The following is a 14,400-nucleotide window of genomic DNA, read 5'->3' as shown; positions in this document are numbered from 1 at the left end:
CACAATCAGATGCAATACTCACCACCCCATGACCGCGTGAGAGGGAATTCTTTCTGCAAATCTGTGTTGGCGAACTGTTCATCGGGTACCGGCATACCGACATTTTTCAGAAGCTGCATGGTCAGCGACACGGGTAATCCGATAACACTGCTGTATGATCCATCGAGTCGAGAGACGAACTGTGCGGCCTGGCCCTGAATGGCATACGCACCCGCTCGATTCTCGTACTCACCATCCCGCAAGTATCTAGTCAGTTGCTGTTGTGACAGCCTGACGAAATGAACCCTGGTCGAATCGCACATGGACTGCTCATGCGTACCGCGACTCACTGCCACCGCCGAATGAACCTCGTGTACGCGGTCCGACAGTTTCTGCAGCATGTCCCGCGCCTCTTCCCGGTGACAAGGCTTCCCAAAAATGCAATCGTCGATCGCGACGCAGGTGTCCGCGCCAATAACGATGGCATCTTTCGTGCCGTCGGGCAACAGGGTCAATCCTTTTCGCACTTTGTCAACCGCGAGTCGAGTTACATATTCGCGCGGTGTCTCATTTTCTGTCACTGACTCGTCGATCTGCGGATGAATGATCGAGAATCTGAATCCGAGTGCTGTAAGGATACGACGTCGCTGGGGCGAACTGGATGCCAGAAAAATCTTGCAACTCATCGTTGAGGCCTCACTCACATGGGATGCCTGAGCGTTTCAGTCAATCACTTTGACGCTACCCCGACCTTCTCGCCGTACGGAACTTTCAGTGTGTGTTTCCACAAACGTTCCAGGTTATAGAATTCGCGAGTCTCGGCGGTCATGATGTGCACCAGCACATCGCCGTAATCCAAAAGAATCCACTGTGCGTACTGCTCACCCTCAATTCCAATCGGCTTGGATCGGAACTCGCGTAATTCGTCGACAACAGTGTTCATAATCGCCTTGACATGGCGATTTGAAGAGCCGGTAACGATGATCATGTGATCGGAAATATCTGTCATTTCCTGAACGTCAAGGACGCTGATGTTCAGTCCCTTTGCGTTCCCGATCGCTTCCATGATCGCCTCAAGAATTGGATTGGACTTCAACTATGGTGTTCCTCCTGTACTTTGGTAGAGATTGTGCTTGTTGATGTATTCGTACACAGATTCTGGCAGCGACTCAGAGCAGTCGTCTCCCCGCGCAATCCTGCTTCTCAACTCGGTGGCGGATATGTTCACCCGTTCCACGGCAACGTGAAGTATGCACCCCGACATTTTCCTGTGCAGTATCCAGGGATTGAACTCCAGCGCCTGCAGCCACCATCCGGGAAGTTGATTCGGAAAATCCGCACCCGGACGATTCATTACGATGATGTTCGCGAGTTTCAGGACATCCGCCCACCAGTACCAGCGATGGATATGCAGGAATGCATCCATTCCCAGAATCAGACATAGTGGACGCAACGCGAATTCACTTCGCAGCGAACGCAGAGTCGTCACCATATATGACATTCCGGCCCGTCGCAGTTCCCGGTCATCGGCAACGAAGTCGGGGCGACTGTCAAGTGCCAGAACCATCATGTTCCAACGATGGATGGATGCTGTCTGAGGCTGATCGCGGTGTCCGGGACGGGAATTCGGAATGTAATGAACCTGAGAAATTCCCGTAGATTCGCGGATCTCCAGCATTGGTCTTATATGACCAAAATGTATCGGATCAAAGGTGCCACCGAATACTCCGATCGGTTTCATCTGCACGATACTTCGTCATCGGCTCCGACTCGGACGACAGCCTGATTACACAGGTCGGTGAAGATAGGGGCAAAGATCAAGATCTATTCTCTGATTGTGCCGTCTCCATATACGACAAATTTCTGCATGGTAAGTCCTTCAAGTCCTACCGGCCCGCGGGCGTGGAGCTTGTTGGTACTGATTCCGATCTCAGCGCCGAGTCCGTATTCGAAACCGTCTGCAAACCGTGTCGAGGCATTGACCATGACCGAACTTGAGTCCACTTCCCTGAGAAAACGTTCAGCATGAACGATACTTTCTGTCACGATCGAGTCGGTGTGTTCGGAGCCATACTTCCGGATATGATCGATCGCCTGATCCAGGCCATCGACGATCCGGACCGCCAAAATCGGTGCCAGATACTCTTCGTACCAGTCATTTTCATTCGCCGCCAGCATTTGCGGAAACAAGCGGCGGCTGTTCTCGCAACCACGCAGTTCAACACCCTTTTCAGTCAGCATCGGAACCACCCGGGACAATAGGTCGTTTGCAACCCGCTCGGACACGAGAAGAGTCTCAATGGCATTGCAGACACCGTATCGATGGGTTTTTGAATTCATCACAATTGGAACTGCCTTGTCCATATCAGCGTCATCGTCAACATAGACATGGCAAACCCCATCAAGATGCTTGAGCACCGGAATTGCGGACCGGGCCGCGATCCTCTCAATCAATCCCTTGCCACCCCGGGGGACAATCACATCAATGAATTGGTGCAGCGTCACCATTTCGTCGATTGCGCTTCTGTTCGTCGTTTCGACGTACTGGAGCGCATCAGCATTGAGCCCGCCTGACTCAAGTCCGGAACGCAAGCACGAAACGATCGCACGATTGGAGTTGAATGCTTCAGAACCTCCCCGGAGTATTACTGCGTTACCCGACTTGAGGCACAGCGCGCCTGCGTCTGCTGTCACGTTCGGACGGGACTCGTAGATGATACCGATGACACCCAGCGGTACGCGCATGCGCCCTACCCGAATACCTGACGGACGTTGGATGATTCCGGAAATTTCACCCACCGGGTCCGGCAACTGTGCCGTCTGCCTCAACCCATCGGCCATCGCCTTGATTCTGGAATCTGTCAGTTCCAGGCGGTCCAGCATCGCATCGGACAGATTTTTGTCGCGACCGAGTCCGAGATCAATCTGGTTGGCCTTCTGAATGCTGATTGAACTGGATTCGATTGACTTCGCGGCAGTCAACAACGCGTGATTGCGCTGATCGGTCGAAGAGCGGGCAAGTCCATAGGATGCCGCTCGCGCAGCCGATGCCAACAGGGTCACATAGGTACCGACATCAAATTCCTGTTGTAACTGGGTGTTCAATGCAATTCCTACTGGCTGGTGTTCAGCACGGGTCGGGGATTAATGCAGGAAAAGTGCTATTCCATACGCGACGCATTCGATCCGATCCGTGTCGGACCTGGATTCTGACTGAAATTTCCGGACGTATCAATGCCGCTGATGTCACGTTCGCCGATCCAGTGCACATGATTCAATTGTACGCAACAATTCAGTCTAGTCAATGTTAAATGTCGAGGCACTTTCGTTGCGACGGACTTCAGAGAACCGGAAGGGGCGCTTGAAGTGCTGTTGTGCCGATTCCGGTCAGATGATCCCGTCGGCCGGGGACTTTGCAGCGAAATGAATTGCGTCGCAGCCGTCACGATGAATTTTCCGGAATCAGGACGCGCTCGCATCCTCACGCGCTTTGGAATTGACGTCAGCGAACCCTGGCAAATCTTGCAGGTGCAGTTGGCTTCGCCCGCGAACGGCACATTTCGAGAATGATTCTCTCGAACTCATACCAGATGCTGCCGCCGACCGGCGGATCGTCGCGACCCTTCACAATGCGGTCGACCCGTGCCAACCGACGCAGGCACCTCGCACTGCCGCCGACGCCGAGTCTTCCTGCAGCTTCACGAATCAGATTTTCCCGAGACTTCCAAATTCGCAATTCCTTGAATATCTGCGCCAATGGCAATCGCCGGTCAGTCGCAACTGCAATCTTGTAGACAATTCTTGCTTCCCGAGCCATTGTCATCAGCACCACCACAGGTTCGACTCCCTCTGTCTTCAGGCTATGCAGCAGGCGAACGCCCCGTGCGGAATCACCGGCCAGACAGGCATCAGTGAGCGAGAACACATTGAACCTCGCCTGGTCAACAACCATCTGCTCGAATCTCTCAAGTGTCAGGCGGCTTTCGTCATGGCTGAGTTTAAGTTTGCGCATTTCGTTGGCGGCAGCCAGCATGTTGCCTTCGAAGTAATAGGCAAACCGGCTGATCACCTCGCGGTCGTAAGTGAACCCGTTGCGGTCAAAAAAGCTTTTGATCCACTCCTGAAATTCCCTGAAGTTCAATTCGCGGTTATCGACTGCGGTGGCCTCTTGAACGCACTGCTTGAACCATTTGGAACTGCGGGCGCTGGAATCAATTGCTCCGCCGATCACCAGCACCATTGCGTCTGAATTCTGATTGTCCAGGCAAGCGGTCAGGGCCGCCGCACCCTGTTGGCCTGGCCTCCCGCTGGCAGGGAGCCTTAACTCAATGAGTTTTCTTGATGCGAAAAGCGACTGCTCGGTGAGATAGTCATTGAGCAACTGCCAGTCAAAGTCCGCGTTGGCAGTCATCACGATCCTTTCCGAGTAGCCCTGCTCTTTTGCATGCTCCCGGATGATACTGCAACATCGCTCGACCAGAAAAAGCTCCTTGCCAAAGATGAAATACCGGAAATCAACTTTTTCCTTGAGCCGGCGGGCGAGTTCAGCTCTATCCATTAGCATGGCAACGGTAGCCTGCGCCCTTATTGACCCTGAATTATTGCTACCAGACGATGGGCAAGCAGTTGTGCGGCTTTCTCACGGGATCGTCGCAAGGCATCCTTGGTCGTGACGTCACGGGCTACCTCCTTGTCACCGAAGTTCGAGTAGTCAAGCCTCAGTTCTATTGTCTGGGAGACCATCATCTCATCCTGGCCAGGTTCCTTCAGGCGGAATTGGATCGAATATTCCAGAGTCTTGATATTCAATGTCAGGCTATCGTCGACATCCTCGAAATCGTCTTCGGTGTATTGCTCGTCGAAAACTTCTACGAGATAGTCGCCATCGTATCCGACAACGTTGAATTCAAGCCCGGCCAAACTCTCGGCCAGCTTCAAGCGAAATTCCGGATTGGCTGTCCGAATGGTTATGGAATAGTCATAGTTGACCGACATTGTCGACGAGGAACCGTCCGAACCGCGCAATTGAAATCCGCAACCTGACACCAGCAAGCCTGCAAGTACCAATACCAATAACTTCGTAAGGGATTTCATACTCGACCTCATATGATTACATTGACCATCTTCTGTGGAACAATAATTATCCTACGAACCGGCTTGTCGCCGACATGTCTTTGTACGCCGGCATTGTCAAGCGCGATGGCCGAGATCTGCTCATCCGATGCCTCGACACTGATTTCAATCTGACCGCGAAGCCGACCATTGACCTGTACCGGCACCGTAATTGCCGACTGTACCAAGGCAGTACTGTCGACTTGCGGCCACGGCGCGTCAATCAACGGTTCGGATATTCCCAGACGAACCCATAATTCATGGCAGATGTGCGGCGCTATGGGTGACAGCACGCGCAACAATACGAATATTGCTTCTGCGACCGCCCTTAGCCGATCGGTCGACTCAGATGTTGAGTGGTCCGAATCAAACGTCGAAACCACGTTTACAATTTCCATGCAGGCAGCGATCGCAGTATTGTATTGATGCCGATTGAAGTCGTAGCTGATTCGCTGCAGCAGCTGATGGGTACGCAGCCTCAGTTCCCTGACTGCATCATCTTTGATTCCATGAGCCCAGTCAAAGTCGTCAAGGCTGCTGCGGCCATCGGGTTTGCAGATGCCTGTGATGGATTCCTGAAATCTGATGACGAGGTTCCACAAACGATTCAGAAACCGATAGGCGCCGCCCAATGCCTCATCATTCCATTCCAGAGTCTGATGCGGCGGTGATGCAAACAGTATGAACAGCCGCACACTGTCGGCACCGAATCGGTCAATCATCTGTTGCGGATCGACCACATTGCCGACGGACTTCGACATCTTTGATCCATCTTTCAGAACCATGCCCTGTGTCAGCAGATTGGTAAAGGGCTCATCGGAATCAAGCAGTCCAAGATCGCGCATCATTTTGTGATACATCCTCGCATAGAGAAGATGCAATACCGCGTGCTCGATGCCACCAATGTAATGATCCACCGGCAGCCAGTAGTTCGCACGGTGGTCAACCTTGGATTCAACACCGGGAGTGCAGAATCTGGCAAAATACCACGACGATTCGACGAACGTATCAAAAGTATCTGTCTCGCGCCGGCCCTGAAGATCTGTTCCCGGCACCTCAGCGTCCAAAAACGCCGGATCGTCCCGGATGGGTGACTGTACACCCTTGAACTCGACGTCCTCCGGCAATACGACTGGAAGATCCTCGTCCGGCACCGCATGAGGGTTGCCGTCGGAGTCATAGATCACTGGAACGGGACAGCCCCAATATCGCTGTCTGGATACTCCCCAGTCCCTGAGGCGATAATTGATCTTGCGCTCACCATTGGCATGGTGCGTAAGGAAATCAGCGGTCGAATCAAAACAGCCTTCAAAGTCAAGGCCATCAAACTGTCCTGAGTTGCACGATTCGGTATTCACCTTGTCCACATAGGCCCCTTGATCGAGATCCACATCACCTCTGGCCGGTCGTACAACTTTTCGAATATCCAGATCGTACTTGCGGGCGAACTCCCAATCGCGTTGATCATGTCCCGGAACTGCCATGATGGCACCGGTTCCGTAGGTGATCAGCACGAAGTTGGCGATGAATATCGGAATTCTCTCGCCGCTGACCGGATGAATCGCGCTGATCGGCAGCCGCATGCCGACCTTTTCCATGGTTTCCATGGCGGCTTCCGAGGTGTTGTATTTCTTACACGACTCGATGAACTTCGCAACGTCGGAATCTAATTTGGCAAAGTGCTGTGCCAGCGGATATTCCGGTGCAATCGCAGTGTAGGTTATCCCCATGACAGTGTCGGGCCGGGTCGTGAAAACACGCATCGGCGGGTGTCCGTCCTCAACCTCGATATCAAACTCAACACCCTCTGAGCGACCAATCCAGTTTCTCTGCATGGTCTTGACCGATTCCGGCCAGCCGGGCATATTGTCCAGTTCATCCAGCAGTTCGTCGGCATAAGCCGTGATGCGAATAAACCACTGGGGGATCTCCCTTCTTTCGACCAACGCGCCCGAGCGCCACCCCCGTCCGGTGCTGTCCACCTGCTCGTTCGCCAATACGGTCTGCTCAACGGGATCCCAATTCACGATCGCCATCTTGCGATAGGCAAGATTCTTTTCGATCAAGCGCGTGAAAAACCATTGTTCCCAGCGATAGTATTCGGGTTTGCAGGTTGCAAGTTCACGGGACCAGTCATAAGCGAATCCCAGTCGCTTGAGCTGCCGTTTCATATCGGCGATATTTTCGTAGGTCCAGCGGGCCGCGGGCACACCCTTGGCAATTGCGGCATTTTCCGCCGGAAGCCCGAAAGCATCCCACCCCATCGGCTGAAGGACATTCTTGCCGAGCATCCTCTGGTATCGACTCATTGCATCGCCGATCGAATAATTTCGAACATGCCCCATGTGCAATGCGCCGGAGGGATACGGGAACATGCTGAGGCAATAGAATTTCTCCCGGCCGGGATCTTCTGTCACCTCAAAACTCCGATTGTCGGACCAGAAATTCTGGGCCGAAGTTTCTACCTGCTCGGGGATATATTCGTCAGTCATGATAGGTGGTCATTTTACCAGTATTGTTGCGGGTCAAGGCCAATCCGTGGAAGACTATCCGGCCCCATCGCAGTTTGACACCCGGTTCGGAGCGGTTCCGTTGAGAAATGGGATTCTTTTTCCGTCGCTACAGCCTGCGCCAGCCCGATACCCTGTGCGGGGATCGATGTCGACGAACTCAATCGATTCACTGACTCCCGGTTCCAGGGGCTGCAAATTCAGGTGTTTCATCATCGATGACCAGATCACCAGTGCGCCGTTTGCTCCGGTCAGCCCGACTGGACGGTTGTCATCGCGACCCACCCAGACAGCCCCAAGCATGTTTCCCGAAATTCCGACGAACCAACTGTCTCGATAATCGTCGGTCGTCCCGGTTTTTCCGGCCAGGGCCAAAGCGGCCGGGAAGGACTCCAGCAAGCGTCTCCCGGTGCCGTTGGAAACCGCTTCCTGCATGGCGAAAAGTGCAAGGTAGGCTTGCTCGGCAGGTATCGCTGAACGGGCACGGAGCTGGGTCTGAATTGACTTATTTCCTGAATTGTCGGCAATTGTTGATATGGCGCGAAGTCCGGTCAGATAACCATAGTTGGCCAATGCCTGATACATCTGAACCACCTGCATGGGTGAGAGTTCCAGCGTACCGAGTAACATCGAGGGGTAAACCGGGCCCTTGATCTCAATGCCCAACCGGCTTAGACTTCCAGCGACCGAATCGACGCCGATTTCTGTACCGACGCGGACGGCAGGTATGTTCCTGGATTTTGCCAGTGCCTCAAGTATGGTGATGTCACCCAAGAATTCCTCGTCGTAGTTCTGCGGAGACCACAATTGTCCATTTTCCGTCCTGTAGGAAAACCGCTCATCTGCAACAAGACTGCCCAGCGTCCATTTGGATTCCTCCATGAACGCGCTGAGATAGACGATGGGCTTGATGAGCGAGCCGATTGGCCGGTGGGCATCGATCGCCCGATTGAAAGTGCCCACATAGCCCGTTCTGCCACCGGCAATCGCCAGCACCTCACCGTCGTCCGGGCGAATGACTACGACTGCGCCTTCAAGAGTGCCGGAAGGGATTCCGCGCTGCCTCTCAATTGCGGTCAGTTCCTCGGCAAGTGATTTTTCCGCCGCTCGCTGTACCTCGATGTCCATGGTTGTAAACACCGAAAAGTCGCCTTCCGTGAACCCTTCCGCAGAAATCTTGCCGGACAGCTGCCGAAGCACGACGTCGGAAAACGATGCGAACTCCCGTCGAACGCGATTTTTCGAGGTTGCCAGGTCAAGTGGTTTGTTGACATGCTTCGTGAAGGTGTCCTGCGAAATCAATCCATCCCTGCTCATGATGTTCAGGACCAAGTCACGACGTTCTTGTGCCCGTTGCGGATTCCGTAGCGGATTGTAGGCGCTTGGCGCCTTGATCATCCCGACAAGCTGGGCGATTTCCGCCGCGTTCAGTTCGGACAGCGGACGACCGAAAAGAAATTGGCTTCCGAGTCCGAATCCATGAATTGCACGTTTGCCATCCTGCCCCAGAAACACCTCGTTGCAGTAGGCTTCCAGAATTTGATGTTTCTCAAGTCTGAACTCCATGACTACCGCCATGGCAATCTCAAGCAACTTGCGCTGGTAAGTCCGCTCATCCCTGCCATAGATGTTCTTGATCAGCTGCTGTGTCAGGGTGCTCCCGCCTTGTACGATTCTTCCCGCAGTCAGATTGACCCAGGCCGCGCGCAGGATTGCCTGTAAGTCCACACCTCGATGCTGTGTGAAATTCCGATCTTCCACTGCCACCAGTGTGGTGAGTAACAACCTTGGCATTTCTTCCAGTTTCTGCAACGACCGATCTTCATGCTGTAACTGCGAAAGGCTTCCGATCAGAACCGGCTTCAGCCTGATCAGGGAAATACTGGAACCGGTTTTTCGATCGGTGATCGCAGCAATCCTGTCACGGTCAATGCTTATCCGCGCAGACATCGAACTTCGCTGTCCGTCCCAAAATTGAAATTCCCTTGAAACCAGATCAATTGTGTCCTGATCTTTACTGAATTCACCCGGTTGTTTCGGATCAGCGACTGTTCGGTAACCCAGGTTTCGCAATCGCCGCTCAAGTTGATCGGCTGAAATGGGAAGACCCGGATAGATTTCGGTGGCGCGACTGTAGATGTGTACAGGAATATCCCACAACTGGCGGTCAAAGCGCTCCCGCACCTGATGGTCAATCCACAAAAATCCGGCAACCGCACCGATTGCTGTGAGGGAAACCGCCCATACTGTAAATCTGATCAGCAGACTTCGGAGCAGCCCTTTGAAACGAAGTTTTCTCTTTTTCAAGTCGGTTGTGGAAAGTCAGTTGACGGCAAAGTCACACCGTCAATCCACTGCAAGCTGCGCAGAGCAACTCCAGCAAATTTCGAAGTTGACCGGATTGAGCTGGCCACACTCCGGGCAGTCGCGTTCGGCGTCCACGAATTCCGCCGGCTGGCACTGGCTCACGATCTCAAGTGCGTAGTTTTTGTCCCGGTCATTCTCCACCCAGACTTCCGGCCAGGTGTGCGTAAACGGCAACTCCCCGACCGCGCCGTTGGAGAACTCATTGAACACGTGTGCGACGATACCGTTTTCTCGAATCCGATTGCAGACGAGATGCGCGTCCGCCAGGTTTTCGGCGATGTAGACTCTGATCAAGACTGGTATTGTGTGTATTTCAGGGCACTGCCCCGGGCTTGGCTGACTGGATATTTTTCGGTATTGATCCTGATTTTTCTGCGGGTTGCCTCCAGCAGATCGATATCCAGCCGATCACAGATGCGAATCAGGTAATTCATCACATCCGCGACTTCTTCCTCCACCCGCTGCTTTTGGTCGGAGTCAAGATTCAAACTCTGCTCTTGCGTCAACCATTGGAAGATCTCAGCCAGCTCAGAAGCCTCGACCATCAATGCCATCGCCAGATTCTTGGGAGAATGAAACTGCTCCCAGTCCCTTTCTTGGGCAAAATCCCGAATTTGCTGAATCAGTTTGTCGAATTCAACAGTTTCGGCGGATTTTGCAGTCGAGACAGTCAACTTTGCTGATATGGGTATAGGTGTTCGCGCGTCATCGCAATACTGTTGTCGGCTCCGCGGGCGAATGCAATCTGAAACAGCTGCAGTGTTCCAACCAGAAACGCCGAGATCGAGCCGCTGAGATACAGTCGCCATGCACGAACGAATCTGTCATCAAACATCCCGCAAATCTTCTCCTCGTTGTCGTTGAATCTTTCCAGCCAGTGTCCTAGTGTTTTCGCATAGTGCAGCCGCAGATTCTCGATGTCAAGCACTGAAAAATTGAACGGTTCGACAATATCCATCATTTCACGGATGGTTGGAGGGTAGGCACCGGGAAATATGCGCTTCTCAATCCATGCGCTCATCAATTCCGGGGTATTTCTGCCAATCGAATGGACCAACGCCCGGCCATTCTCAGCCAGGCAGCGATCAACGACCGCACCAAGCGCCTGATAGTTCTGACTCCCTACGTGCTCCAGCATTCCAATCGAAACAAATACGTCGTAAGAACCCGTGATATTGCGATAATCATCCTCGACGTATTCCACCAGGTCATCAAGTCCCTCCTGTCGGGCCTGTTCGGTGGCATAGACAATCTGTTCGTGTGAAATATTATAGGATCTCACATTGACGCCATAGGTCTTCGCCATATACCTTGCGAGTCCACCCCAACCGCATCCCGCCTCGACTACCGTCTGACCGGGCTGAAGCATCAATTTACGACACACGTGCTCCATTTTCGCAACTTGTGCCTGTTCCAGCGTCATGGACTCGATCGGGTAGTACGCACAGGTGTACTGCATGGCCTCTCGATCAAGCCATAGAGAATAAAACTCGTTGCCAAGATCATAATGATGATGGATGTTTGACTTGGACCCGGCCAGTGTGTTCTTTCTGGGCTTCTTCCTCGATAACAGTTCCTGCAACTGAAGCACACCTTTCGGATTTTTATCAGAATGCTTCTTTGCACGATATGCCTCACAGAGAAATTCGACCAACTCGCCCTCAATCTCGATCTGACCGTCACTGTAGCCATCACCGAAACCGATTTCTCCCTGTGTGAGCATCCGCCGATACGCAGAGCGGGAATTGAATTTCACAGTTGCGATCGATTCCTGATTCGCGACGGATATTGTCTCACCGTCCCATAATTGGACATCAATTCGAGGGTTGCCTGAATAATCGAGTAACCTCCTGACCAAAGAACGATCCAAGGCGGTGGGCGCAGAAGAGGATTCGCCGGATTTCGGCTGGTTGGTTTCCAGTGCGAGCGGTGCTGCATGCTTTTTTACTTCCATCACAACAATTCAAATGTAAACAAGTCAATTCATCCGGATGGGCGAATTACCGCGAATGTCACCGATCACGTGAACAGTGACATCTGGACTGCGCCGGTGACTGTCTTGCGAAACTTCGCAACGTCCAGTTCAACCGGAGGCGTGTCCAAACCGAATTTTCTTACCGCACTCACGAAACGCTTGTGGATCATTTCGGCGATCGGTCCGGTACCGCGCATCCTTTCAAAAAATTCAGAGCTATTGGTCCTGCCACCCCTGACCTGCTGGATCAGACTCATCACGCGAGCTTCGCGACCCGGATAGTGAGTCCTCAACCATTCCCGAAACAGATCTGCCACCTCCAGCGGCAGTCGAATCATTGTCCACTCAGCGCGTCGGGCACCCGCCTGTGCACATGATTCAAGAATCGTCTCGACTTCATGGTCGTTCAGCCCTGGAATGACCGGAGCAACGAATATTGTAATCGGAATTTGATGCTGTACAAGTCGAGAAACTGCCTTGATACGACTGTGTGGCGCGCTTGCACGCGGTTCGAGTCTTCTTGTAAGGCCCGCATCAAGTGAGGTGATAGAGACATTGACGCCGACGAGGTTGTGCCGTGCCAACTCTGAGAGTAAATCGATGTCCCGCATGATCGACGCTGATTTGGTCGTGATCTGCAACGGATGGCGATGCTCCAGAAGCACTTCGAGTATCTGTCGGGTCAGGCGCAGGTTTCTCTCAACGGGCTGATACGGATCCGTGTTGGCTCCAAGCGCTATGGTCTGACACTGATATGAATCCGCGGTAATCTCTTTGGTCAGTTTTTCCGCAACATCATGTTTGGCGAACAGTTTGGTTTCGAAATCCAGTCCAGCCGAATAGCCGAGGTAGGTGTGACTGGGCCTCGCATAGCAATACGAGCATCCGTGCTCGCACCCTCGATACATGTTGATCGACCGGTCAAATGGCAGGTCGGGCGACCGATTTCGTGCGATGACAGTGCGGGCGTTGTCGTTTTCTATTGTGGTTTTCAAGGCCGGCAACTCCTCGTGATACCAACCGTCGTCGAATTCCTGGTGATCCCAACTCTCGAATCTGCCCGAGCGATTGGATATCGCACCTCGACCTTTCGGTGGTGATTTGGGAATCATGAGGTCTGTTAGCCGAAGTTGGGTTTATTCCTCGATTGAATCGCTGGCTCTGGGCCACGAAATCAATACAGCCTGAACAAGTGTCGCCAGTGGAATCGCGAAAAATACACCCCAGACTCCCCATATTCCACCAAAAACGAGAACGGCAACGACAATCGCCACCGGATGAAGATCGACCACTTCGGAGAACAGCAACGGAACCAGAATGTAGCCATCCAGGAATTGAATGATCAGATATGCAATGACCAGGTAGGCAAATTCCGGCGAGATTCCCCACTGGACAGCAGCGACGGCGACGACCGGGATTGTCACTACTGCCGCGCCGATAAATGGAATCAGCACCGACAAGCCGACGACGACGCTCAGCAGCGCAGCGAACTGGAGTCCAAACGCGGTGAAAACAATGAAAGTCACCCCACCAACGATCAGGATCTCCCAGAACTTACCGCGTATGTAATTCGACATCTGTCGGTCGAGGTTTTCCCAGACTGTTTGTGTCAATGCATGATCCTTGTCCGGAAAAAAGTGGGAAAACCATTGGGTCAATTTGGCCTTGTCCTTGAGAAAGAAGAAAACCAGGATTGGAACGAGTATCAGATAGACGACTATGGTGATCACACCCACGACAGAGGATGCTGACCAGGTGACCACAATCTGTTGTCCCTGCCGGGTGACGAACTCCGTTGTGGCCCTGAAAAATATCTCAATCTGCTCAACCGAAATGATTCCAGGGTAGCGGTCGGGCAATTGAAGCAGTGAGTCCCGAGCCTCGGACACCCAGGTCGGCACCTGGGCCACCAATTGCAATGCCTGTTGTATGACAAGCGGCAGAATTCCGAACACCAAGGCGACGATCAGGACAAGAAACACACATAACAGAATCAAAACCGCGGTCAGGCGCGGAATTCTTATCCCCTCGCAGAATTTCACCCCGCCTTCAAGTATGTATGCGATGACAGCACCGGCAATGACTGGAGCGATCATTTTCCCCGCATAGATGACCAACGAAAATCCCACGATCAGAAAAACCGAGAGAATGATGATCTGAGGATTATTCAGCTGGCGCTTGAACCAGTCGAGAACGATCTGCACGGCTCTAACGTGTTGAAATAATAAAATTCGAAAGCGACAGTGACATCGCAACGAGTCTGATCATCGACGATTCACGGATGATCCTGACATTTGAATAATTTATTGGATACAACGATTACGTACGCTGGCTTTTCAGTTCATTTTAGTTGAGCGCAGGAATCGAAGTTGGAAAATTTGGGGATGATGCGGCAAATCCCGCAAGATCTTGAATGCCAATATCCCGGTTTTCGGTGCTTCTGTGCACGGGAGTTCC

13 protein-coding genes are annotated in these 14,400 nt (G+C 52.8%); all 13 read right to left on the bottom strand.

All coding sequences use genetic code 11. From position 1 onward, the window contains the following. Positions 1 to 5: 5 nt before the first annotated feature. The 13 genes from OXI60_08975 to OXI60_08915 all read right to left on the bottom strand — a co-directional run bounded on the left by OXI60_08975 (position 6) and on the right by OXI60_08915 (position 14,147). On the bottom strand, positions 6 to 665 hold the full coding sequence (locus OXI60_08975) for a Maf family protein (protein MDE0309944.1): 660 nt from the start codon (positions 663 to 665) through the stop codon (positions 6 to 8). A gap of 44 nt (positions 666 to 709) precedes the next feature. Next, positions 710 to 1,075, bottom strand: a complete 366-nt coding sequence (rsfS, locus tag OXI60_08970) for a ribosome silencing factor (protein MDE0309943.1) — start codon at positions 1,073 to 1,075, stop codon at positions 710 to 712. Continuing rightward, positions 1,076 to 1,720 carry a nicotinate-nucleotide adenylyltransferase gene (gene nadD, locus OXI60_08965; GenBank protein MDE0309942.1) on the bottom strand — a complete coding sequence of 215 codons (645 nt, stop codon included), beginning with the start codon at positions 1,718 to 1,720 and terminating at the stop codon, positions 1,076 to 1,078. Between the two features lie 83 nt (positions 1,721 to 1,803). Continuing rightward, positions 1,804 to 3,084: a glutamate-5-semialdehyde dehydrogenase gene (locus OXI60_08960; GenBank protein ID MDE0309941.1), complete on the bottom strand. Its 1,281-nt coding sequence runs from the start codon at positions 3,082 to 3,084 to the stop codon at positions 1,804 to 1,806. Positions 3,085 to 3,481: 397 nt separating this feature from the next. Continuing rightward, entirely contained in the window at positions 3,482 to 4,543 is a 1,062-nt protein-coding gene (gene holA / locus OXI60_08955) for a DNA polymerase III subunit delta (GenBank protein ID MDE0309940.1), read from the bottom strand. Between the two features lie 20 nt (positions 4,544 to 4,563). Further along, on the bottom strand, positions 4,564 to 5,073 hold the full coding sequence (locus OXI60_08950; protein MDE0309939.1) for a hypothetical protein: 510 nt from the start codon (positions 5,071 to 5,073) through the stop codon (positions 4,564 to 4,566). Positions 5,074 to 5,081: 8 nt separating this feature from the next. Continuing rightward, positions 5,082 to 7,583 carry a leucine--tRNA ligase gene (gene leuS, locus OXI60_08945; GenBank protein ID MDE0309938.1) on the bottom strand — a complete coding sequence of 834 codons (2,502 nt, stop codon included), beginning with the start codon at positions 7,581 to 7,583 and terminating at the stop codon, positions 5,082 to 5,084. A 54-nt stretch (positions 7,584 to 7,637) separates the two neighbouring features. Continuing rightward, positions 7,638 to 9,908 (bottom strand): penicillin-binding protein 1B, encoded by a 2,271-nt coding sequence (gene mrcB / locus OXI60_08940; GenBank protein MDE0309937.1) that lies wholly within the window; start codon positions 9,906 to 9,908, stop codon positions 7,638 to 7,640. 39 nt (positions 9,909 to 9,947) lie between these two features. Beyond that, complete coding sequence (locus OXI60_08935; GenBank protein ID MDE0309936.1) at positions 9,948 to 10,262, bottom strand: DUF2007 domain-containing protein; 315 nt, start codon at positions 10,260 to 10,262, stop codon at positions 9,948 to 9,950. Next, complete coding sequence (locus OXI60_08930) at positions 10,259 to 10,642, bottom strand: nucleotide pyrophosphohydrolase (protein MDE0309935.1); 384 nt, start codon at positions 10,640 to 10,642, stop codon at positions 10,259 to 10,261. Before OXI60_08930 ends, OXI60_08935 begins: the two co-directional genes overlap by 4 nt. Beyond that, complete coding sequence (locus OXI60_08925) at positions 10,639 to 11,922, bottom strand: cyclopropane-fatty-acyl-phospholipid synthase (protein ID MDE0309934.1); 1,284 nt, start codon at positions 11,920 to 11,922, stop codon at positions 10,639 to 10,641. The genes OXI60_08930 and OXI60_08925 overlap by 4 nt, the downstream gene beginning before the upstream one ends. Positions 11,923 to 11,987: 65 nt before the next feature. Further along, a complete protein-coding gene (locus tag OXI60_08920) occupies positions 11,988 to 13,055 on the bottom strand; it encodes a PA0069 family radical SAM protein (protein ID MDE0309933.1) in 1,068 nt (355 codons plus the stop codon). A gap of 24 nt (positions 13,056 to 13,079) precedes the next feature. Then, positions 13,080 to 14,147, bottom strand: coding sequence for an AI-2E family transporter (locus OXI60_08915; GenBank protein MDE0309932.1), 1,068 nt, complete (start codon positions 14,145 to 14,147; stop codon positions 13,080 to 13,082). Positions 14,148 to 14,400 lie beyond the last annotated feature (253 nt).

The organism is Acidiferrobacterales bacterium (assembly GCA_028820695.1).
GTDB lineage: Bacteria > Pseudomonadota > Gammaproteobacteria > Arenicellales > JAJDZL01 > JAJDZL01.
Note: the sequence above shows the minus strand (reverse complement) of the source record. Positions and strands in the feature narration are given on the sequence as shown.